This is a genomic window from Nonomuraea bangladeshensis (genome assembly GCF_039529455.1).
Classification (GTDB): Bacteria; Actinomycetota; Actinomycetes; order Streptosporangiales; family Streptosporangiaceae; genus Nonomuraea; species Nonomuraea bangladeshensis.
In genome coordinates this window covers 193,376-214,616 of sequence record NZ_BAAAMV010000006.1, presented here as the reverse complement: position 1 = coordinate 214,616, position 21,241 = coordinate 193,376, and the positions used below count along the sequence as shown (strand labels likewise).

18 protein-coding genes are annotated in these 21,241 nt (G+C 72.5%); 16 read left to right on the top strand and 2 right to left on the bottom strand.

What is annotated here, in order from left to right:
• Window position 1: 1 nt before the first annotated feature.
• The 5 genes from ABD292_RS20555 (at window position 2) to ABD292_RS20535 (ending at window position 6,201) form a co-directional block, all read left to right on the top strand.
• Entirely contained in the window at window positions 2–625 is a 624-nt protein-coding gene (locus tag ABD292_RS20555; RefSeq protein WP_344209509.1) for an anticodon-binding protein, read from the top strand.
• A 124-nt stretch (window positions 626–749) separates the two neighbouring features.
• Window positions 750–2,132, top strand: a complete 1,383-nt coding sequence (gene lysA, locus ABD292_RS20550) for a diaminopimelate decarboxylase (RefSeq protein ID WP_344209508.1) — start codon at window positions 750–752, stop codon at window positions 2,130–2,132.
• Window positions 2,129–3,418 (top strand): homoserine dehydrogenase, encoded by a 1,290-nt coding sequence (locus ABD292_RS20545; RefSeq protein ID WP_344209506.1) that lies wholly within the window; start codon window positions 2,129–2,131, stop codon window positions 3,416–3,418. Before lysA ends, ABD292_RS20545 begins: the two co-directional genes overlap by 4 nt.
• 72 nt (window positions 3,419–3,490) lie before the next feature.
• Window positions 3,491–4,570, top strand: coding sequence for a family 2 glycosyl transferase (locus ABD292_RS20540; RefSeq protein ID WP_344209503.1), 1,080 nt, complete (start codon window positions 3,491–3,493; stop codon window positions 4,568–4,570).
• Window positions 4,567–6,201, top strand: a complete 1,635-nt coding sequence (locus ABD292_RS20535; RefSeq protein WP_344209501.1) for a glycosyltransferase — start codon at window positions 4,567–4,569, stop codon at window positions 6,199–6,201. The genes ABD292_RS20540 and ABD292_RS20535 overlap by 4 nt, the downstream gene beginning before the upstream one ends.
• Before the next feature lie 21 nt (window positions 6,202–6,222).
• Here the strand turns inward: ABD292_RS20535 and ABD292_RS20530 are convergent, their stop codons facing one another.
• Window positions 6,223–7,707 carry a glycosyltransferase family 2 protein gene (locus ABD292_RS20530; protein ID WP_344209499.1) on the bottom strand — a complete coding sequence of 495 codons (1,485 nt, stop codon included), beginning with the start codon at window positions 7,705–7,707 and terminating at the stop codon, window positions 6,223–6,225.
• 202 nt (window positions 7,708–7,909) lie between these two features.
• On the opposite strand from ABD292_RS20530, the gene thrC reads away from it, so the two are divergent.
• From thrC to ABD292_RS20505, 5 genes are all read left to right on the top strand, one after another.
• A complete protein-coding gene (gene thrC, locus ABD292_RS20525) occupies window positions 7,910–8,968 on the top strand; it encodes a threonine synthase (RefSeq protein ID WP_329584109.1) in 1,059 nt (352 codons plus the stop codon).
• A gap of 34 nt (window positions 8,969–9,002) precedes the next feature.
• Window positions 9,003–9,908, top strand: a complete 906-nt coding sequence (gene thrB / locus ABD292_RS20520; RefSeq protein WP_344209497.1) for a homoserine kinase — start codon at window positions 9,003–9,005, stop codon at window positions 9,906–9,908.
• Window positions 9,909–10,364: 456 nt separating this feature from the next.
• A complete protein-coding gene (gene rho, locus ABD292_RS20515) occupies window positions 10,365–12,386 on the top strand; it encodes a transcription termination factor Rho (protein WP_344209495.1) in 2,022 nt (673 codons plus the stop codon).
• A gap of 140 nt (window positions 12,387–12,526) precedes the next feature.
• A complete protein-coding gene (locus ABD292_RS20510) occupies window positions 12,527–13,786 on the top strand; it encodes a sensor histidine kinase (RefSeq protein WP_344209493.1) in 1,260 nt (419 codons plus the stop codon).
• A 10-nt stretch (window positions 13,787–13,796) separates the two neighbouring features.
• A complete protein-coding gene (locus ABD292_RS20505; RefSeq protein WP_344209491.1) occupies window positions 13,797–14,432 on the top strand; it encodes a response regulator in 636 nt (211 codons plus the stop codon).
• Window position 14,433: 1 nt separating this feature from the next.
• Here the strand turns inward: ABD292_RS20505 and ABD292_RS20500 are convergent, their stop codons facing one another.
• A complete protein-coding gene (locus tag ABD292_RS20500; protein WP_344209489.1) occupies window positions 14,434–15,468 on the bottom strand; it encodes a hypothetical protein in 1,035 nt (344 codons plus the stop codon).
• Window positions 15,469–15,666: 198 nt separating this feature from the next.
• Between ABD292_RS20500 and rpmE the strand changes: the two genes are divergently transcribed.
• From rpmE to ABD292_RS20470, 6 genes are all read left to right on the top strand, one after another.
• Window positions 15,667–15,885 (top strand): 50S ribosomal protein L31, encoded by a 219-nt coding sequence (gene rpmE, locus ABD292_RS20495; protein ID WP_111179920.1) that lies wholly within the window; start codon window positions 15,667–15,669, stop codon window positions 15,883–15,885.
• Window positions 15,886–15,988: 103 nt separating this feature from the next.
• Window positions 15,989–17,041, top strand: a complete 1,053-nt coding sequence (gene prfA, locus ABD292_RS20490; protein WP_344209483.1) for a peptide chain release factor 1 — start codon at window positions 15,989–15,991, stop codon at window positions 17,039–17,041.
• Window positions 17,038–17,892 carry a peptide chain release factor N(5)-glutamine methyltransferase gene (prmC, locus tag ABD292_RS20485; RefSeq protein WP_344209481.1) on the top strand — a complete coding sequence of 285 codons (855 nt, stop codon included), beginning with the start codon at window positions 17,038–17,040 and terminating at the stop codon, window positions 17,890–17,892. The genes prfA and prmC overlap by 4 nt, the downstream gene beginning before the upstream one ends.
• A gap of 21 nt (window positions 17,893–17,913) precedes the next feature.
• Complete coding sequence (locus ABD292_RS20480) at window positions 17,914–18,561, top strand: L-threonylcarbamoyladenylate synthase (protein ID WP_344209479.1); 648 nt, start codon at window positions 17,914–17,916, stop codon at window positions 18,559–18,561.
• 117 nt (window positions 18,562–18,678) lie between these two features.
• Window positions 18,679–20,850: a hypothetical protein gene (locus ABD292_RS20475; RefSeq protein ID WP_344209477.1), complete on the top strand. Its 2,172-nt coding sequence runs from the start codon at window positions 18,679–18,681 to the stop codon at window positions 20,848–20,850.
• Window positions 20,850–21,224, top strand: coding sequence for a hypothetical protein (locus ABD292_RS20470; RefSeq protein WP_344209474.1), 375 nt, complete (start codon window positions 20,850–20,852; stop codon window positions 21,222–21,224). Before ABD292_RS20475 ends, ABD292_RS20470 begins: the two co-directional genes overlap by 1 nt.
• Window positions 21,225–21,241: the final 17 nt, after the last annotated feature.

The following is a 21,241-nucleotide window of genomic DNA, read 5'->3' as shown; positions in this document are numbered from 1 at the left end:
CGTGACGTTCCCGGAGCTGGCCGAGGCGCTGGGGGAGCCGCCCGCGCCCGAGGGGACCTGGGAGCGCCGGGCGCTGCTCGTCTCGGCGGCGGCGCTCCGGCGGCGGGTGCCCGTGGCGGAGCTGGCCGGGCGGGTCCGCGCGGTGCCCGGCGTGGCGGCCGTCGCGGCCCGCGCGAACGGGCTCCTGGAGATCGAGGTAGGCGTGCCCGGCACGCTGCTGGAGTCGCTGGAGGTCCCGCCGATCCCGGAGCCGGGCTGGCCGGACTTCCCGCGCACCTGGGACAACCCCGGCTTCGTGGTCAGGTACGGCCACGCGCGGGCGCGGGCGGTCACGCGGTGGGCCCGCGCGCTCGGGGTGCCAGGCGACGGTTTCGACCCGGCGGCGCTGGACGGCCCCTGGGACCGGGCCGTGCTGCGGGCGCTGGCCGAGCTGCCGGGCCGGGCGTTGAGCAGGGAGCCGGGGTGGGAGGCGTACCTCGTGCGGCTGGCCCTGGCCTTCCATGACGCGCACGAGCGCGCGCCCGCGGTGCCGCGCGGCGACGAGCCCGCGCGGCCGGTGCACACGGCGCGGGTGCGGCTGGCGGTGGCGGTGGGACAGGTGCTGATGGGTCCGGAACGGCTGTGATTGATCGCAAAATATCCGGCCAAACCGCGAAAAAGCGTAAAAAAATCCCACGTGGAGCCCGATCCCGTCTCGATACGTGGTCACCAGGTCATGGTGGAGTGGCGGTTCCGATAGCCTCGATCGGGTGAGTCGATTCGTCCATCCCGCCGGGGACCGGCACGCTGAGATGCTGCCCCAGGAGCGCCCGCCGCAGGCGCCCGCCGACCTCAACCGGATCCAGCCCGCGATCTGGCCCCGAACGTCGACCCGGACCGATGGCGCGCTCACGGTCGGCGGCGTGGACGTGCGCGACCTCGCCCGCGACTTCGGCACCCCGCTCTACGTCCTCGACGAGGACGACGTGCGCTCGCGCATGCGCGACTACGCGAGCGCCTTCGCCGGCTCCGAGGTCCACTACGCCGGCAAGGCGTTCCTGTGCAAGGAGATCGTGCGCTGGCTCCAGGACGAGGGGCTCGGCCTCGACGTGGCCAGCGGCGGCGAGCTGGCGGTGGCGCTCAGCGTCGGCTTCCCGCCCGAGCGCATCACCGTCCACGGCAACAACAAGTCCGTCGCCGAGCTGACCAGGGCCCTTGAGGCCGGCGTCGGGCACGTCGTGGTCGACTCCTTCGAGGAGATCGCCAGGCTCGGCTACCTCGCCGAGCAGCTGGGCAAGCGGCCCAAGGTCATGATCCGGGTCACCACCGGCGTCGAGGCCCACACCCACGAGTTCATCGCGACCGCGCACGACGACCAGAAGTTCGGCCTCTCGCTCGGCCACGGCGCCGCGGCCGAGGCCGTACGCCGCGTGCTCGCGCTGCCGCAGCTCGAACTCGTCGGCCTGCACTCCCACATCGGCTCCCAGATCGTCGACACCGGCGGGTTCGAGGTGGCCGCGCGGCGGCTGGCCAGGCTGCTGGTGGAGATCAAGGACGAGCACGGCGTGGTGCTGCCCGAGCTCGACCTCGGCGGCGGCTACGGCATCGCCTACGTCGAGGGCGACGACGCGCCCGACATCAAGGTGCTGGCCGACGGCCTGCGCGAGATCGTCACCAAGGTCTGCGTGGACGCGGGCCTGCCGGTGCCCCGGCTCACCGTCGAGCCCGGCCGCGGGATCGTCGGGCCCGGCGGCATCACCCTCTACGAGGTCGGCACGGTCAAGGACGTCGAGGGGCTGCGCACGTACGTGAGCGTCGACGGCGGCATGAGCGACAACGTCCGCACCGCGCTCTACGGCGCCGACTACACCGCGGTGCTGGCCAGCCGCGCGAGCGACGCCGCGCCCATGCTGAGCCGCCTGGTCGGCAAGCACTGCGAGAGCGGCGACATCCTCGTGCGCGACTGCTACTTCCCGGCCGACCTCGCGCCCGGCGACCTGGTGGCGGTCTCCTCGACCGGCGCCTACTGCCGGTCGCTGGCCAGCAACTACAACTACCTGCCCAAGCCGGCCGTGGTGGCCGTCTCGGGCGGCAAGGCCCGGGTGATCGTACGGGGCGAGACCGAGGACGACCTGTTGAGGGGGCAGCTGTGAAACCGCTGAAAGTGGCTCTGCTGGGCTGCGGGGTCGTGGGCTCGCAGGTCATCCGGCTCCTGCACGAGCAGGCCGATGACCTGGCCGCCCGCGTGGGCGCGCCGCTGGAGCTGGCCGGAGTGGCCGTGCGCCGGCTCGGCCGCAAGCGTGACGTCGAGGTCGATCCCGCGCTGCTGACCACCGACGCCGAGGCGCTGGTCGCCCGCGACGACGTCGACATCGTCGTCGAGGTCATCGGCGGCATCGAGCCCGCCCGCGGCCTCATCGTCTCGGCGCTGTCGCGCGGCAAGTCCGTCGTCACGGCCAACAAGGCGCTGCTGGCCGAGGACGGCGCCACCCTGCACGAGGCGGCGCGGGCCGGCAACGGCGACCTCTACTTCGAGGCCAGCGTGGCGGGCGCGATCCCGCTGCTGCGGCCCCTCCGCGAGTCGCTGGCCGGCGACCACGTCAACCGCGTGCTCGGCATCGTCAACGGCACCACCAACTACATCCTCGACAAGATGGACTCCACGGGCGCGTCCTTCACCGACGCCCTGGAGGAGGCCCAGACGCTCGGCTACGCCGAAGCCGACCCCACGGCCGACGTCGAGGGCTTCGACGCCGCCGCCAAGGCCGCCATCCTCGCCGGGCTCGCCTTCCACAGCCGGGTGACGGCCGCCGACGTGCACCGCGAGGGCATCACCGAGATCACCGCCACCGACGTGGCCTCCGCCAAGGCCATGGGCTACGTCATCAAGCTGCTGGCCATCTGCGCCCGCTCCGACGACGGCCGCTCGTTCGGCGTGCGGGTGCACCCGGCGATGATCCCGCGTACGCACCCGCTCGCGGGCGTGCGCGAGGCGTACAACGCGGTCTTCGTGGAGGCCGGGTCGGCCGGGCAGCTCATGTTCTACGGCAAGGGCGCGGGCGGCGCGCCCACGGCCTCGGCCGTGCTCGGCGACCTCGTGGCGGTGGCCCGCAACCGCCTGGCGGGCACCCGCGGCCCCGAGGAGTCCACCTACGCCGACCTGAACGCCCACCCGATGGGCGAGACCGTCACGCGCCTCCACATGGCGCTCGACGTGGCCGACAAGCCGGGCGTGCTGGCCAGGGTGGCCGAGCTGTTCGCCAAGCACGACGTGTCCATCCAGACCGTCCGCCAGGAGGGGCACGGCGACGACGCCCAGCTCGTCATCGTCACCCACCGCGCCACCGACGCCGCGCTCACCGCGACGCTGGAGGGGCTGCGGGAGCTCGACATCGTGCGGGCCGTGGCCGGTGTGATGCGCGTCGAGGGCGACGACTAGCGTCTGAGGGGCCGCGAAACGGGCGTAAGGTAGGCGCCGACTGAATCCCCGCGGTCGAGGAGCACCCATTTCATGTCCGTCACCCCGTGCGGTTTCCTGCGCACGCCGGAGAAAGGGCCGGCCCGCCTGCACTGGGCGGGCGGCGGATGGGCGGTCGACGGCCGCCCGCCCGCCGTGCCCGAGCTGCGCCCGCTGCGCGGCCTGGAGATCGAGTGGCCGGACGGCCCGGTGCCCCTCGACGGGCTCATGGAGCTGGCCGCGGCCGGCGTCCCGCTGACCGCCGAGCGGGCCCCCGGCTGGGTGCCCGCCGGCCTCGCGGCGCTGCTCACCGACCGCGACTGGCTCGGCCACGCCGCCGACGGCACCGCGCGTAGCCTCGCCGACCTGCGGCGGGAGGAGCACAGCGTACGCCTGCGCCGCCTCGCGCACCCCGCGCCGCAGACCCCGCCCAGCGTCAGCATCGTCATGGCCACCAAGCGGCCCGCCCTGGTCGGCGCGGCGCTGGCGCAGATGGAGCGGCAGCGCGGCGTGACGGCCGAGGTCGTGCTGGGGTTGCACGGCGTGCCGTTCGAGCACGTACGCCAGGCGGTCGAGGCGTGCGCGCTGCCGGTGCGGTGGGTCGAGGTCGCGGAGTCGGTGCCGTTCGGCGAGGTGCTCAACCGGGCGGCGGCGGCGGCCGGCGGCGACCTCCTCGCCAAGTGGGACGACGACGACTGGTACGGCCCGCACCACCTGTCCGACCTGTACATGGCCCGCGCCTACGCCGAGGCCGACATCGTGGGCACGACCGCCGAGTTCTTCTACCTGGAGCCGCTGAAGGCCACGATCAGGCGGACGACGTTCGCCAGCGGCGCCCGCTATCCGAGCGAGGTCTACTCCGACCACGTGGCCGGCGGCACGATCATGGTGCCGCTGGCGCGGTTCAGGGAGCTGGGCGGATTCCCGCCGGTCGCGCGGGCCGTGGACCTCGAATTCCTCAAGGCGGCCTCGGGGGCGGGCGCGAAGATCTACCGTACGCACGGTCTCGGCTACGTCCTGCGCCGCGGGCTGAGCGGCGACCACACCTGGCAGCTCCCGCTCGCCCACTTCGTCAAGGTGGCCGCCAACCAGTGGCGCGGCTTCCGCCCGAGTCTGCTCATGGAGGCCGCGTGACCGGCCCGATCGCCCGCGTACGCGGCAACGACTACCGGACGCTGCGCCCGGAGGCCGGCTTCACGCCCGAGCTGACGGTCAGCGTCGTCGTCCCCGCGTACGGCGGGCAGGACAAGCTCGACCTCGTGCTGGCGGCGCTCGCCCGGCAGACGTACCCGGCGGAGCTCACCGAGGTGATCGTCGTCGACAACGGCAGCGAGCCGCCGCTGCGCCTGCCCGGGACCGCCCCCAAGGGCGCCCGGCTGATCCGCTGCCCCGAGCCCGGCCGGGCCGCCGCGCGCAACGCCGGCCTCGCCGAGGCCACCGGCGAGGTCGTCCACTGGCTCGACTCCGACGTGGTGCTCACGCCCGGCGCGATCGAGGCCCACATGCGCTGGCACCACACGGCGCCCTACCTCGTCGTCACCGGCTACATCAGGTTCACCGAGGCCGAGCCGCCCGCCGAGCTGCCCGACGACCTGGAGACCTCCTTCGAGCCGGCCGAGCCGCACACCTGGATCGTCGATCTCGTCGAGCGCACCGGCGGGCTCACCGACAACCCGCAGCGGCCCTTCAGCCTGCACGTCGGCGGTGCCACCTCGGTCCACGCGCGGCTGATCGCGGCGGCCGGGCCGATGGACGACGACCTGGTCCTCGGCCAGGACACCGAGATGGGCTACCGGCTGAGCCAGGCCGGCGCGGTCTTCGTGCCCGAGCCGGCCGCCCGCGCCTACCACCTCGGGCCCACCATGCGGATGCGCGACAAGCCGGCCATCGACCGGGTGAGCCACGCGTTCGTGGCCGACCGCGTCCCCGCCTACCGGTGGCTGCGCGGGCATCCGGGGCGGCAGTGGAAGATCCCGTACGTGACGGCCGTCGTGGACGGCACGGCGGGTTACGACGAGGTGCGGGCGAGCGTGGACGCGCTGCTCGCCGGCACCGTGCCGGACCTGTCGGTGCTGGTCGTCGGGCCCTGGGACACCCTGCGCCGCGAGCGCCGCGCCCCGCTCCGCGATCCCGCCCTGGACCTGGTGCTGGTCGAGGGCCACTACCGGTACGACGGCCGGGTGCGCCTCGCCGCCGCCGAGGACGTGGACCCCGCGGTGCCGTACGTGCTGCGGCTGCCCGCCGGCTGGGTCCCCGGCGAGGACAGCCTGGCCCGGCTGCTCGACCTGGCCCGCGACGAGGGGCTGGGGCTGGTCAACGTGCTGCTGAGCGAGTCGGCCGAGGGCGTCGTCGCGGCCCGGCTCGAACGCCTCTCCGCCTTCGCCAGGGCCCGCCTCGTGGCCGGGCCCGGCGAGGACCTGGACGACGTGGTGGACGAGGTGTCCGGCGTCACGTGGGTGGACGGCGAGACGTACGGGTTCACCACCGAGGCTTCGGCGCCGGTGGGGCGGCGGAGCGCATACCGGGCGCGGGCCGAGGCCCAGGCCGAGGCGGCCCGGCTCGCCAAGGAGAACGAGCGGCTGCGGGCGCAGGTCGGCAAGTGGAAGGAGGAGGCCGGCCGCTGGCGCAAGTCGGCGGTCGAGCTCCGGCGCGAGGTCGGCACCCTGCGGCGCGAGCTCGCGGCCGCCAACCGAGTGGCCCAGCAGAGCCTCCGCACGGTCGTCTCCACCACCATGCGCCGCGCCCTCCGCCGCCCCCGCGACTGAGCGCTCCGCCCCCGCCCCGGGTCAGTTGGGGCGCAGGGCGGACTTCAGCCGGCCGAGCAAGGAGCGCTCGTCGGCGGCGGGCACCGTCACCGGCTCCGGGGCGGGGATGGTGACCGGCTCGGGCTGCTTCGGGGCCGGCCAGTAGCGGTCCGGCGGCTCGTGCCGTACGCCGTGCGTGGCCGCGATGACCGCGTCCACGTCGGCGGGGCCCGCGCCGGGCTCGGTGAGCAGGACCGCGCGTCCCAGCGCCGACGTACGCTCCAGCCGGGCCGTCCGCCCGTCCGGCAGGTCCACGACCAGCACGCCCGTCAGGTCCTTCTGCGCCGACTCGACCATGCGCTCCAGCGTCGCCCGGTGCAGCGGCACGTCCACCGGCCCCCGGTAGCGGAACGGGCACGGCGCGGGCGTCGGCGCGGCCTCGTCGATGAGCCTGATGCGTTCGTCGTGCGCGAACAAATCGCGCATCAGCCGCAGCTCGAAGCACGGGTCGCCGAGCACGGAACGCCGCCCGTCCCGCAGCCGCGACCACGGCCCCACCAGCGTCACCACGACGTCCTGCAGCTTGCCGCCGAGCGCCGCCGCGACGGCCTGCCGCACCACCGACTCGGAGGTGTCGGTGACGTCGAGCACGACCTCCACGTACGGCACCAGCCACCGCCGCCCCGGATCCTTGCGCAGGTCCCTGCGCAGCGGGATGCGGTGCGCCAGATAGGGCTCGACCGCCCGCACCGCCCGCTCCCGGTCGCGGTGCTGCGCCGGCAGCCCCAGGTGGACGGCCTGCGCCTCCAGGTCGGGGACGAACACCACGCCGTGCATGGCCAGCCGGTAGGCGAACTCGGTGTCCTCACCCCGCGCCACGGTCGGGTCGAGACCGCCCACCGCGTGGAAGACCTCGCGCGGCAGGGCGAACGTCGGCCCCGTGCACACGTGGTACGGGTTGCGGCTCGCGCGCAGCCCGTCGGTCTTGGCGATCGTCGCCTCGGTGGAGCTGGAGACGGCCTCCTCCAGCGCGAACACCTCGTCCAGGCGCCGGGCCTGGAAGACCTGCCTGGGCGTGACGGCCGGCGGCTCGACGAACTTCTTCATCCCGATCGTGACCAGGTAGTCCGTCACGTGGTGCCAGCGGGCCAGCGCCTCGATGTGCTCGCGGCAGGCCACCATGTCGGAGTCGAGCCGCTGGATGATCTCGCCGTCGGCGGCGTTGGCGCCGGTGTTGACGGCGTTGGAGATGCCCCAGCCGTCACGCACCCGCACGACACGCGTGTTGACCGGCCGCAGCTCGGGCAGCCGGATGGGCGGCTCGCTGCCGTCGTCGACGACGAGGACCTCCATCAGCCGGTCCGGGTACGTCTGTGCCGCCAGCGCCGCCAGCGTCAGGTCGAGCTTGTCCTGCCCGCCGTGCGCGGGTATCACCACGCTCACGGAAAGGGCGGGTGACCAGGCGCCCAGCGGCGGCGCCTCGATCGGCGAATAGTCGTTCTGCCTCAGAGCAGGACGCGCGTTCATGGTCGTGACCCCCTGGCGAGACCTTATCGGGAGATGCTGAGAATTTCCTCAATAGCGTCGCTGTCCAACCCATACGTCCGACCCGTGTCCGAGCTGTGTCCGAGCCCGTGTCCGACCCTGTGTCCGATTCATGGACGCGAATCCGATGCGGTCGCCCGCACCCCGTACACTCTGTGACCAACACCGCAGGTAGGGAGTCATCATGAGCAGGTCGTGGCGTGGCCTCATCGAGGAATACCGCGAGCGTCTTCCCGTGACGACGAAGACGCCGGTCATCACGCTGCTCGAAGGCGGCACGCCGCTGGTGCCCGCGCACCGCGTCTCCGCCCTCACCGGGTGCGACGTCTACCTGAAGGTCGAGGGGGCCAACCCGACCGGCAGCTTCAAGGACCGCGGCATGACGATGGCCATCAGCAAGGCGGTCGAGGAGGGAGCCAAGGCGGTCATCTGCGCCTCCACCGGCAACACCTCGGCCTCCGCGGCGGCCTATGCCGTGCGCGCCGGGCTGACCTGCGCCGTCCTGGTGCCGCGCGGGAAGATCGCCATGGGCAAGCTCGCCCAGGCGCTCGTGCACGGGGCCACGCTGCTGCAGGTCGAGGGGTCGTTCGACGACTGCCTGGAGATGACCCGCAAGCTGTCGTCCAGCTACCCGATCGCGCTGGTCAACTCGGTCAACCCCTACCGGCTGCAGGGGCAGAAGACGGCCGCGTTCGAGATCGTCGACACGCTCGGCGACGCGCCCGACATCCACTGCATCCCGGTGGGCAACGCGGGCAACATCTCGGCCTACTGGATGGGCTACCAGGAATACTTCACCGACGGCCTCGCGACGCGGAAGCCGCGCATGTTCGGCTTTCAGGCGAGCGGCGCCGCCCCGATCGTCCAGGGCGCGCCGGTGACCCGCCCGCACACCATCGCCACGGCCATCCGCATCGGCAACCCGGCCTCCTGGTCGCTCGCCACGGCGGCCCGCGACGAGTCCGGCGGCGTCATCCAGTCGGTGACCGACCGGCAGATCGCGGCGGCGTACAAACTGCTGGCCCAGGAAGAGGGCGTGTTCGTGGAGCTGGCCTCGGCGGCGAGCGTCGCCGGCCTGCTCCAGGCGCACGAGCAGGGCCTGGTCGAGCCGGGGCAGCGCATCGTCTGCACCGTCACCGGCAACGGGCTGAAGGACCCTGACTGGGCCATCTCGGGAGCGCCGGCGCCGACGGTGATCCCCATCGACGTCCACGCCGCCGCGGCGGCGCTCAACCTCGCCTGACGGAGGTCACGGGGAGTGAGGATCTGATGCGTGAATGAGGACCGTTGACATCCGCGTGCCCGCCACCTCGGCGAACCTCGGCCCGGGTTTCGACGCCCTCGGCCTCGCGCTGAGCCTGTACGACGAGGTCGAGGCCGGTCTCACCGGCGAGCGCGGCGTCGAGGTCAGCGTGAGCGGCGAGGGCGCGGGTGAGGTCGACCGCGGCGAGCGCCACCTGGTCGTGCGCGCCATGCGCGAGGCGTTCGGCCGCATGGGGGTCGCGCAACCCGCGGGCATCCGCCTGCGCTGCCGCAACCGCATCCCGCACGCCCGCGGCCTCGGCTCGTCGTCGGCCGCCGTGTGCGCCGGGCTGCTCGCGGCCCGCGCGCTCGCGGGGGTCGAGTGGCCGGACGACGAGGTGTTCGCGCTGGCCACCGAGATGGAGGGCCATCCCGACAACGTGGCGCCGTGCCTGGCCGGCGGTCTCACCGTCGCCTGGTCCGACCACGCGGGGGCGCCGCATATGGTGAAACTGGCTCCCGACCAGCGGGTCCGTCCCGTCGTCCTGATTCCGTCCGCGCGGCTGGCGACGGAGACCGCCCGGGGGCTGCTGCCGAAGGACGTGCCCCACAAGGACGCCTCCTTCAACGCCGGCCGGGCCGCGTTGCTGATAGCCGCGCTGACCCAGCGGCCCGAGACGGGGCTCCTGCTCGCCGCCACGGAAGATCGGCTCCATCAGCACTACCGCGCGCCTGCGATGCCGCAGAGCGCGGCTCTGGTAGAACGTCTGCGTGCAGTGGGCGTGCCCGCGGTCGTTTCGGGAGCGGGTCCCACGGTTCTTGCGTTTTCGACATCGGATACGCAGGATTTGATCGCGCCAGAAGTGGGTAATGACTGGCACATCCAGCAAATGGACGTCGACCCGGTTGGTGCGAACGTTCAGTTCCCCGAGACACGCTGATGCCTCTTTAGACCTTCAGGGAATAGCCGTGTGCGCTGGTGATGTTAGGCTGATAGCCGCACCAGATGCCCCCTTGGTGGGTGCGTGCTTGTCAGCCACACATCGCTGCATCATGCTTCACGTCGCGAGGCGTGGGCAGCGCGGCTGTCTCCCCGGAATTAGTCGCCTCCGGTTGGCCCACACCCGGTTGGCCCGAACCGAGGCGTTGACGACGGGGATCTGCGCATTCGAATCCAATCGACATCTGGCTGGCGACAGCAATCTGGGGGGTGTCAGGCACGCGCCACGGCCCAGCGGCGGCGTGACCAACCCCTCTCCAAGAGTGGCGGCCGTCTCCAGCGACAGCCGAAGACTGCAAAGTGCACCCCGACCCGGTCTGTCCCGCCGGATCGCAAGCACCTCCGGGACGCCCGGCAGAACAAAACCGGCGCCCGACCCCTGGGAAGGACCTTTTAGTTGAGCGACACCACCGAACTCCTCTCCGACGCACCAGGCGCTGAGCCCGCGTCCGGCGACACCCCCACTCGCGCCGCGGCCAAGCCCCGTGCGCGTCGCTCCGGCACCGGCCTGTCCGCCAAGGTGCTGCCCGAGCTGCAGAAGATCGCAGCTGAGCTGGGCATCAGCGGGACGGGGCGCATGCGGAAGAGCCAGCTGATCGCGGCCATCCAGGAGAAGCAGGGTGGCGGCACGGGCGACGCCGCGCCGGCCCCCGCGGCCGCCGCGGAGGCGCCCGCCCCCGTGGCCGAGACGGCCCCCGCGGCCGAGCGGCCCACCCGGGCACGCAGGGAACGTTCCCGCGCCAAGACCGTGGTCGAGGAGCCCGCGCCGCAGCCCGTGGCCGCCGCGCCGGAGCCCGTGGCCCAGGCGCCCGAGCCCGTGGCCGCGCCCGCCGAGACCGTCGTCGAGCAGGCCCAGGCCGCCGACGGCGGCCAGGGCGAGTCGCGCGCCGAGCGCGGCGAGAGCCGCAGGGAGCGCCGCAGCCGCGGCGAGCGCCGTGAGCGCGGCGAGCGTTCCTCCGACCGTTCCGCAGACCGTTCCTCCGAGCGCTCCTCCGACCGCGGCGAGCGCGGTGACCGGGGCGAGCGCGGTGACCGCGGTGACCGCGGCGAGGGTGGCCGCACCGACGGCCGTACCGACGGCAGGGCCGACGGTCGCGCCGCCGACGCGGGCAGCCGCGGCGACCAGCGGGGTGACCAGCGCGACCAGCGCGGCGACCAGCGGGGCGGCGGCGCCGACGACGACGAGCGCGGTGGCCGTGGCCGCCGTGGCCGCTTCAGGGAGCGCAACCGTGGCCGTGGCCGCGAGCGCTTCGAGGCGGGCGAGCCCGTCATCGGCGACGACGACGTGCTCATCCCGATCGCCGGCATCCTCGACATCCTCGACAACTACGCCTTCGTCAGGACCAGCGGCTACCTGCCGGGCAGCAACGACGTCTACGTCTCGCTCGCCCAGATCCGCCGCAACGGCCTGCGCAAGGGCGACGTCATCACCGGCGCGGTCCGCCAGCCCCGCGAGGGCGAGCGGCGCGAGAAGTTCAACGCCCTGGTCCGCCTCGACACCGTCAACGGCATGGACCCGGACCAGGCCCGCAACCGGCCCGACTTCAACAAGCTGACGCCGCTCTACCCGCAGGAGCGCCTGCGCCTGGAGACCGAGCCCAACATCCTCACCACGAGGATCATCGACCTCGTCTCCCCGATCGGCAAGGGCCAGCGCGGCCTCATCGTCTCGCCGCCCAAGGCCGGCAAGACGATGGTGCTGCAGGCCATCGCCAACGCGATCACCCGCAACAACCCCGAGTGCCACCTGATGGTCGTGCTCGTGGACGAGCGGCCTGAAGAGGTCACCGACATGCAGCGGTCGGTGAAGGGCGAGGTCATCCACTCGACCTTCGACCGTCCCGCCGAGGACCACACCACGGTCGCCGAGCTCGCCATCGAGCGCGCCAAGCGCCTGGTGGAGCTGGGCCACGACGTGGTCGTCCTGCTCGACTCGATCACCCGTCTCGGCCGCGCCTACAACCTGGCGGCGCCGGCGTCCGGGCGCATCCTGTCGGGTGGTGTCGACTCCACGGCCCTCTACCCGCCCAAGCGCTTCTTCGGCGCCGCCCGCAACATCGAGAACGGCGGCTCGCTGACGATCCTCGCCACGGCCCTGGTCGAGACCGGGTCCAAGATGGACGAGGTCATCTTCGAGGAGTTCAAGGGCACCGGCAACATGGAGCTCAAGCTCAACCGCTCCCTCGCCGACAAGCGCATCTTCCCCGCGGTGGACGTCGACGCGTCCGGCACCCGTAAGGAAGAGATCCTCATGGCCAGGGAAGAGCTCCAGATCGTCTGGAAGCTGCGCCGGGTGCTGCACGCGCTCGACATGCAGCAGGCGCTGGAGCTGCTCCTGGAGAAGATGAAGGAGACCAAGTCCAACGCGGAGTTCCTCCTGCAGGTCCAGAAGACCACGGTGAGCAGCGACCGCGACTAGCGACCGCGACGGCGAAGGGCGGCAGGTGACTCACCTGCCGCCCTTTCCGCGTTCACGGGGCCGATACGGGGGCTAGCCCCACCCCAGGACACGAGGCAGCTCCATTCCGGCGCGGAGGCGGGCGGTGCAGGCTTGAGGGCATGCGATCCGTGGCGTTGAAGGACCGGGTGCCCTGGGGACCCAGAGGGCCGCTGGGAGTGCTGGCCGATCCCATGACGTGGCGGGCGGCGGCGTACCTGCTGGTCAGCGGGGTGATCGGGCTCGGCTGGTTCCTGCTGTCGTCGTTCGCGGTGCCGGTCTCGCTCACGCTGGCGGTGGTGTGGGTGGGCGTGCCGCTGGCCATGGCGACCGTGCTCATGTGGCGCGGCGGGGCGATGCTGGAGCGGCGGGTGCTGCGGGCGGCGTTCGGGGTGCGCATCGCGGACCCGTACCGTCGGCGGCCGGAGGGCGGGGTGGCGGCGTACCTCCAGTGGCTCGTCACCGACCCCGCGACCTGGAAGGACCTGGGCTACCTGCTCATGCTGCTGCCGCTCGGCGCGGTCGAGACGGTGGTGTCGTTCGGGCTGTGGGTGTCGACGGCGGTGCTGCTCCTCGCGCCGGCGATCCTTTGGGCGAGCGTGGCCGAGGGCCAGACGTACGCGGTGGAGGACCACGTCGGCGCCTGGCTGTGCGTGCCCGCCGGGCTCGTGCTGCTCGTGCTGACCGCCTACCTCGCCCGCGCGATGGGCTGGCTGCACGGGACGCTCGCGACCGTGCTGCTCGGCGCACCCGAGGAGGAGCGGCTGCGGGTCAGCCGTGCCCGGGGGGTGGACGCGGCCGAGGCCGAGCGGCGCAGGATCGAACGCGATCTGCACGACGGCGCGCAGCAGCGGCTGCTGTCGGTGGCGGTGGACCTCGGGCGGGCGCAGGCCAAGTTCGACACCGACCCCGAGACGGCGCGCGAGCTCATCGTCCAGGCCCACGCGGGCACGAAGGCCGCCATCGCCGAGCTGCGCGACCTCGCGAGGGGCATCCATCCGGCCATCCTCAGCGACCGCGGGCTCGACGCCGCGCTGTCGGGGCTGGCCGCGCGGGCCCCCGTCCGCGTGGACGTCACGGTCGAGCTGACCGAGCGGCCGCCCGCCGCGGTGGAGAGCATCGCGTACTTCATCGTCGCCGAGGCGCTGGCCAACATGGCCAAGCACGCGGTCGCCACGGAGGCGTCGGTGTCGGTGTTCAGGGAACGGGCGGCCGTGGTCGTGGACGTGTGGGACAACGGCGTCGGCGGCGCCCTCGTCACCCCCGGCGGCGGCCTGGCGGGGCTGGCGGACCGGGCGGCCACCATCGACGGCGTGCTCGTCGTGCACAGCCCCGTCGGCGGCCCCACCATCGTGCGCGCGGAGCTGCCCTGCGAGTGGTAGGCATGGGGCCATGCGCGTGGTGATCGCCGAGGACTCCGTACTCCTGCGCGAAGGGCTCGCCCGGCTGCTGGCCGACGGCGGCATCGACACGGTCGCGGCCGTCGCCGACGGGCCTGCGCTGGAGGCCGCCGTCCGCGCGCACCGGCCCGACCTGGCCATCGTCGACGTACGCATGCCGCCCACGCACACCGACGAGGGCCTGCGGGCGGCGCTGCGGGTGCGCGCCGAGCGTCCCGACTTCCCGATCCTCGTCCTGTCGCAGTACGTCGAGGAGCGCTACGCGGGCGACCTCATCGGCCGGGCCGTCGGCTACCTGCTGAAGGAGCGGGTGGCCGACGTGACCGAGTTCCTGGAGGCGGTGCGCCAGGTGGCGGCGGGCGGCACCGTCATCGACCCCGAGGTCGTCGTGCAGCTCCTCAGCAGGCAGCGCCGCGGCGCGCCGCTCGACTCGCTCTCCCCGCGCGAGCGCGAGGTGCTGGCCCTCATGGCGGAGGGCCGCTCCAACACCGCCATCGCCGCGCGGCTCGTCGTCACCGAGGGCGCGGTCGAGAAGCACATCTCCGGCATCTTCGCCAAGCTGGCCCTCGGGCCGGCGCCCGAGGACCATCGGCGGGTGCTCGCCGTGCTCACCTACCTGGGCCGATGAGTCAGCGGACGTCCACGAACTCCTGGGGCGACAGCGAGGCGCTGGTGGTCTTCGTGCCGGGCACCCTGACGCGGTAGTAGCCGTCCTTGCGGGCCGTGTACGTCTTGGCGTACCTGCCGGTCGAGGTGGTCTTCGCGAAGCCGAGCAGCTTGTACGTCTTGGTCCCCTTGACCTTGAAGTACACCTCGACGATCTTGCGAGGGTACGCCTTCGAGCCGCGGTAGACCTTCCCCGACACCTTGACCTTCTTGCCCGCCGTGACCTTGGCCGGGGCCGAGATCGTGACCCTCGACCGCGCCTTCTTGGAGGCGCCGTTCACGGGCTCGGCGACGGTGAAGCCGGCCACGCCCTTGAGCGTCTGGCCGCCCTTGTGCGCGTACACCTCCAGCGTCCAGTCGCCCGGCGCGGTGTCGTCGGCGAAGTAGGTGGTGCCGCGGTACTTGCCGTCCGACTCCCTGGCGAGGTCGCCCAGGTCGTAGAACTCGCCGCCGCCCGCGCTGACCAGCTTGGCCGACACCTTCGAGGCGTCCTTCACGCTCGCCTCGACCGTGACCTTCACGTCCTTGCCGGTGACGAGTCTCACCGGATCCGGGGTGACCTTGGCGGCCGTGATGCCCTGCTTGCCGGCCACCTGTACGACGAACGGCGTGTTGCTCGTGCCGCCGTCGCGGGTGACGGCGACGTTGAGCTTCCACTCGCCCGCCGGGTCGTCCGCGGCGATCCGCCACCTGCCGGTGATCCGCTGCGTGGCCGAGGCGTCGCCGGGCCGGAAGTCGAACGTCACCGTACGCGCGGCTCCGCCCGGCGCCTCGATGCCGCCGGTCACGCCCGTGACCTGGGCGGGGTTCTTGAGGTTGAGCGTCACGGTGCCCTCGACCTCGTTCTGCAGCGGGACGGAGGCGCTGGCCGACGCCTCGCCCGTGAAGTCGCCCGCGGCCGTGCGGCCGGTCGCGGCGGCGACGCTCGTGCCGGTGCCTCCCAGGAGAACGGCGGCCCCCATGGCGGTCGCGAGCAGCGACCTCAGCCTTCTTCTCATCCGGAGTTCCTAACAAGAGTGAGGGATGGTGCAAAGGAGCCTATTGCGGCGACGCGCGGAGTGCGGGGGCGGTGCGCGGGAATGCACGATGGCCTGGGATGGTTGCACGATCTGGCACACTGGTAGCTGACCATTTTGCGGTTCCGGTTCACGCCATGCCTAGCGGCGACCCGGCGGCCGCAGCCCGAAAGGACAGCGATGAAGCGCGACATCCACCCCGATTACCACGTGACGCAGGTCTCCTGCTCCTGCGGTAACACCTTCACCACCCGCAGCACCGCCAAGAACGGCGTGATCCACGCCGACGTCTGCTCCGCCTGCCACCCGTTCTACACGGGCAAGCAGAAGATCCTGGACACCGGCGGCCGGGTGGCGCGCTTCGAGAAGCGCTTCGGCAAGAAGGCCGCGGGCAAGTAGCTCACCACACGCCGGCCCGGCCGCACATCCGCGTGCGCCGGGTCGGCGTTGTCGGTAAGCGACACCACGCCCCTGGCCGATCCACACACCTCAAGGACCCACGGTGAACCTCGACGAGTTGCTCAAGGAGTATTCCGAGCTGGAGCTGCAGCTCGCCGACCCCGCCGTGCACGCCGACCAGTCCAAGGCCCGCACCCTGGGCCGCCGCTACTCCCAGCTCACCCCGATCGTGACCACCTATCGGGAGCTGGCCACGGTCCGCGAGGATCTGAGCGCGGCCAAGGAGCTCGCCGGCGAGGACGAGTCGTTCGCGGCCGAGGCCACCGAGCTCGAAGCGCGCGTCCCGCAGCTGGAGGAGCGGCTCAAGCACCTGCTCATCCCGCGCGATCCCAATGATGACAAGGACATCATCATGGAGATCAAGGCGGGCGAGGGCGGCGAGGAGTCCGCGTTGTTCGCCGGCGACCTGCTGCGGATGTACCTCCGCTACGCCGAGCGGCTCGGCTGGAAGACCGAGGTCATCGACTCCCAGCCGTCCGACCTCGGCGGCTACAAGGACGTCACGGTCGCCATCAAGGCCAAGGGCGACGAGGGCGTGTGGTCCAGGCTCAAGTTCGAGGGCGGCGTCCACCGCGTGCAGCGGGTGCCCGTCACCGAGTCGCAGGGCCGCATCCACACCAGCGCCGCAGGCGTGCTCGTCTACCCCGAGGCGGAGGACGTCGAGGTCCAGATCGACCCCAACGACCTGCGCATCGACGTCTACCGCTCCAGCGGCCCCGGCGGCCAGAGCGTCAACACCACCGACTCCGCGGTCCGCATCACCCACCTGCCGACCGGCGTCGTCGTCTCCTGCCAGAACGAGAAGAGCCAGCTCCAGAACAAGGAGTCGGCGATGCGCATCCTGCGCGCCCGGCTGCTGGCCATCGCCCAGGAGGAGGCCGAGGCCGCGGCGCAGGCCGAGCGCAAGTCGCAGGTCCGCACGGTCGACCGCTCGGAGCGCGTCCGCACCTACAACTTCCCGGAAAACCGCATCTCCGACCACCGCGTCGGCTTCAAGGCGTATAACCTCGACCAGGTGCTCGACGGTGAGCTCAACGCCGTCACCCAGTCCCTCATCGACGCCGAGATGGCGGAGAAGCTCGCACAACACTCATGAGTCTGCTGCTGGACGAGATCGCCCTCGCCACCGCCCGGTTGGCTGAGGCAGGCGTGCCCTCACCGCGCACGGACGCGGAGGAGATCGCGGCGTTCGTCCACGGCGTGCGCAGAAGCGAGCTCCACACCGTCAAGGACGCCGACTTCGACGCGCTGTTCTGGGAGGGCGTCGCGCGGCGCGAGGCCCGCGAGCCGCTGCAGCACATCACCGGCCACGCCTACTTCCGCTATCTGGAGCTCGCGGTCGGGCCCGGCGTGTTCGTGCCGCGCCCCGAGACCGAGGTCATGACCGGCTGGGCCATCGAACGGCTGCGCGAGATGGACGTCAACGCGCCGCTCGTGGTGGACCTCGGCACCGGCTCGGGGGCCATCGCGCTGTCGATCGCCCAGGAGGTCGCGCTGGCCGAGGTGCACGCCGTGGAGGTCGATCCCGCGGCCTACACCTGGGCCAAGCGCAACATCACCGAGCTCGGCCAGGGCCGCACCCACCTGCACCCGGAAGACCTCGCCGAGGCGCTGCCCGAGCTCGACGGCAAGGTCGACCTGGTCATCTCCAACCCGCCTTACATCCCGCCCGGCGCGATCCCGCGCGACCCGGAGGTCCGCGACTACGATCCCGCCCGCGCGCTCTACGGCTCGGGCGACGACGGCCTCGAGGAGGTCCGCGCGGTCGAGCGCACCGCCCGGCGGCTGCTGCGGCCGGGCGGCTGGGTGGCCGTCGAGCACGCCGACCAGCAGGGCCGGGCCGTCTACCTGACCTTCCCCGAGGACAACGGCTGGCGCGACGTGCGCCTGCGCCAGGACCTCACCAGAAGGGACCGCTTCGTCACGGCCCGGCTGGGCCAGGACTGAGTCACCACCGAGGAGCTATCCGTGGGACGACGCTTTGACTGCTCGGACCCCGAGCAGAAGGCCGAGGGGCTGAAGGAGGCCACCGAGGCCGTACGCAGGGGCGAGCTCGTGGTGCTGCCCACCGACACCGTCTACGGCATCGGCGCCGACGCCTTCACCCCGGCCGCCGTCACCGCCCTGCTCGACGCCAAGGGGCGCGGGCGCGACATGCCGCCGCCGGTGCTCGTGGGCACCGTACGAGCCGCCACAGCGCTCGTGGACGACCTGGGGCCGTACGGGCAGGATCTCATCGACGCCTTCTGGCCGGGGCCGCTCACGCTCGTCTGCAAGGCCAACAGGGCCCTTTCCTGGGACCTGGGCGACACCAAGGGGACGGTCGCCGTCCGCATGCCGCTCCACCCGGTGGCGCTCGAACTGCTCAAGGAGACCGGCCCCATGGCCGTCTCCAGCGCCAACCGTTCCGGCGCTCCGGCCGCCACGACGGCGGAGGACGCGGAGACGCAGCTCGGCGAGTCGGTCGCGGTCTACCTCGACGGCGGCAAGACCACCGACGACACGCCCTCCACCATCCTCGACCTCACCACCGCCGTGCCCCGGCTGCTGCGGCGCGGGGCCATCCCGGTCCAGAAGCTGCGCGGCATCATCGGGTACGTCGCCACCGACGACTGACGCTCCGGGCGGGATGACCTGCCGCTCGACGTATACCGTCTGCTTATCCCGGCTGCGGTGGCGCTCCGGCCGTGATTACGGTGAGGCCCGGAGCGGCGAGACGTCGGGGAGTGGCCCATGGGCAAGTACGACGGCATGGATCCCAAGCTCGTGCGCGAGCTGCTGTCCGAGGCGAAGCACGCGGCCACGGAGATGCGGGCGGTCGAGGACCGCGTCCGCTCCGCGCTGGGCCGCGCCGGGGTGTCGGTGCGGGCCACGCACCGCCCCGTCCAGGTCGCCGAGGCCGTCGACGCCATGGTCAAGGACGTGAACGGGCGGCTCGCGGTGCTGGAGAAACGGGCCGAGCAGCCCGACAAGTCCGACACCACCCGCCCGGCTGATCCGGTGTCGCCCGGCAGGCGGCCGGGGGACGACGAAGGGGCGAAGGACGTACGCGGGGGCGACAGACCCGCCCAGGAAACCCCGAAGACCGACGCCGACGGCAAGACGGACTCTGACGGCAAGAAGGGCTCCGACGGAAAGCCCGACGCTGATGGCAAGACGGGCGCTGACGGTAAGACCGACTCTGACGGGAAAAAGGGGTCCGACGGGAAGACGGGGTCGGACGGCAAGACCGATTCCGATGGGAAGCCTGACGCTGACGGCAAGACGGGCGCTGACGGCAAGACCGAATCCGACGGGAAGAAGGGCTCCGACGGGAAGCCCGACGCTGACGGTAAGTCCTGTGACGGCACCGGGGACAAGAACACCGGGACCGGGAAGGACACAGGCACCGACACGGGCGCGGGGACGAGAAGGGACGACAACGGCGTCACCGACACCCCCGCCAAGAACCACCCCGACGACACAGCAGCCACAAAACCGCATGTCGTCGAAGTAGACGGGGTCAAAGTCCTCCAGATCCCCCTGGACCCGCCCACGGCCGAGCAAGTCGAGAACATGCTCAGGAACGCCGACCAGACCCAACCCGCCGAAATGCCTAAGCCATCCACGACCGACCCCGGCGCACCAGCGACCCCCGGCACGAGCGACATCCCACCCCAGGACATGCCGAGCGTCGAGACGCCGGCAGGCGAGTACGGCAAGGGCGAATGGGCCGGACGCGACATCCGCCCCGACGGCACCCCTGGCTCCATCAACCCGAACGACCCCTCCTCCACCACCCCGCCACCGGACGGCGGCACCGTCGAAGCCGCCTACCCGCGGGACGACAGCAGCGCGACGACCATCACACCGATCGACGACAAGCCCTCGAACCCGGGCACAGGCACGGACCCAGGCTGCGACTCCACCACCGACCGCACCCCAGGCGGCAACAACACGACACCCGAGGGCACAGGTAAGGGGGACGCCGGCGCCCCCTCGGCCGGCACGGGCGCGACCGCTGGCGGCATCGGCTCGGAGTCAGGTGGCGCGGATCCCACGCCACCCGGTGGCGGCTCCAGCCCGGACGGCGCAGGATCCGCGCGCGGCGACACCGGCACGACGACGCCGAGTGGGGAACGTGCGACGCCGGGCGACGCCGGTACGACGACGCCGAGCGGCGAACGTACGACGCCGGGCGACGCCGGTACGACGACGCCGAGCGGCGAACGTACGACGCCGGGCGACACCGGCACGACGACGCCGAGCGGCGAACGTGCGACGCCGGGCGACACCGGCACGGCTCGCGGTGACAGCGGTTCGGCCTCGGGCGGAAACCAAGGGGTGGTCATCCCGCCGACACCCCCGGCGGCCGACGGCGGCGGCGCAGGGGCGGCAGGCACCGCACCAGGAGGAGGCGGCGAGGGCGCGACCGGAGGCAATGGTGCCCCCACGCCACCGGCAACCGGCGGGGACGCCACGCCAGGGTCCGGCCAGGGCACCGCGCCAGGGTCGGGTTATGAGGCGGCGGCTGGTGGCGGGGCCGGCTCGGGAGGTTCGGGGATAAGGCTCATGGACGACCCCGGCGTCTCGGTGGTCGCCCACGGGTACGGCGGTGCCGGCGCGGAGGGCGGCGAGGCTCACGGTGGTGCGCAGGTGCGGATCACCGCTGGGGGAGAGATCCCCGGGTGGGCCGGGAACGGCGGTGACGTGGTGTCCTTCGGGCCGACGACCCCCGATCAGGACGTCCCGCGGGCCGCCCACCCCCAGGACATCCCGTCCGTACGCATCCCGCCCGGCGAGCCCGGCGACCACGGCACCGACGCCCGGCCCGCCCACGACATCCGACCTGACGGCCCCCCAGGCACGATCGATCCTGACCGGCCGAACCCCCGAAATCCCGAGACGCCGGAAAGGACCGCGTGATGTACGCCGACCCACCGGCCCCCCGCCCCAAAGCCGTGGACGAACGCCCCCCGGCCACCTCCACAGGCCCCCTGGACGACCAGCCCGCCGCCTGGGAGTTCAACCCGGAGTACCAACGCCTGGTGGTCGCCTGGCAGACCGTCCTGCCCCAGCTGGAGTCACTCAGGACGACCCTGGACAAGGCGTTCAACCTGGCCAGGAGCCCCCAGACGTGGGACGCCCCGGTCGGCGAGCGGTACGTCCAGGACATCCGCGAGTGGCGCACCAGGCTGGCCGTCTACCGGCACGCGGTGCTGACGGCGATCAGTGACGAGGCTCACGACACGCCCCGCTGGATCCCGGTGAAGACGAGCGCCCCCCACGCGTTCCCCTGACGCGCGGCGGACCCGCT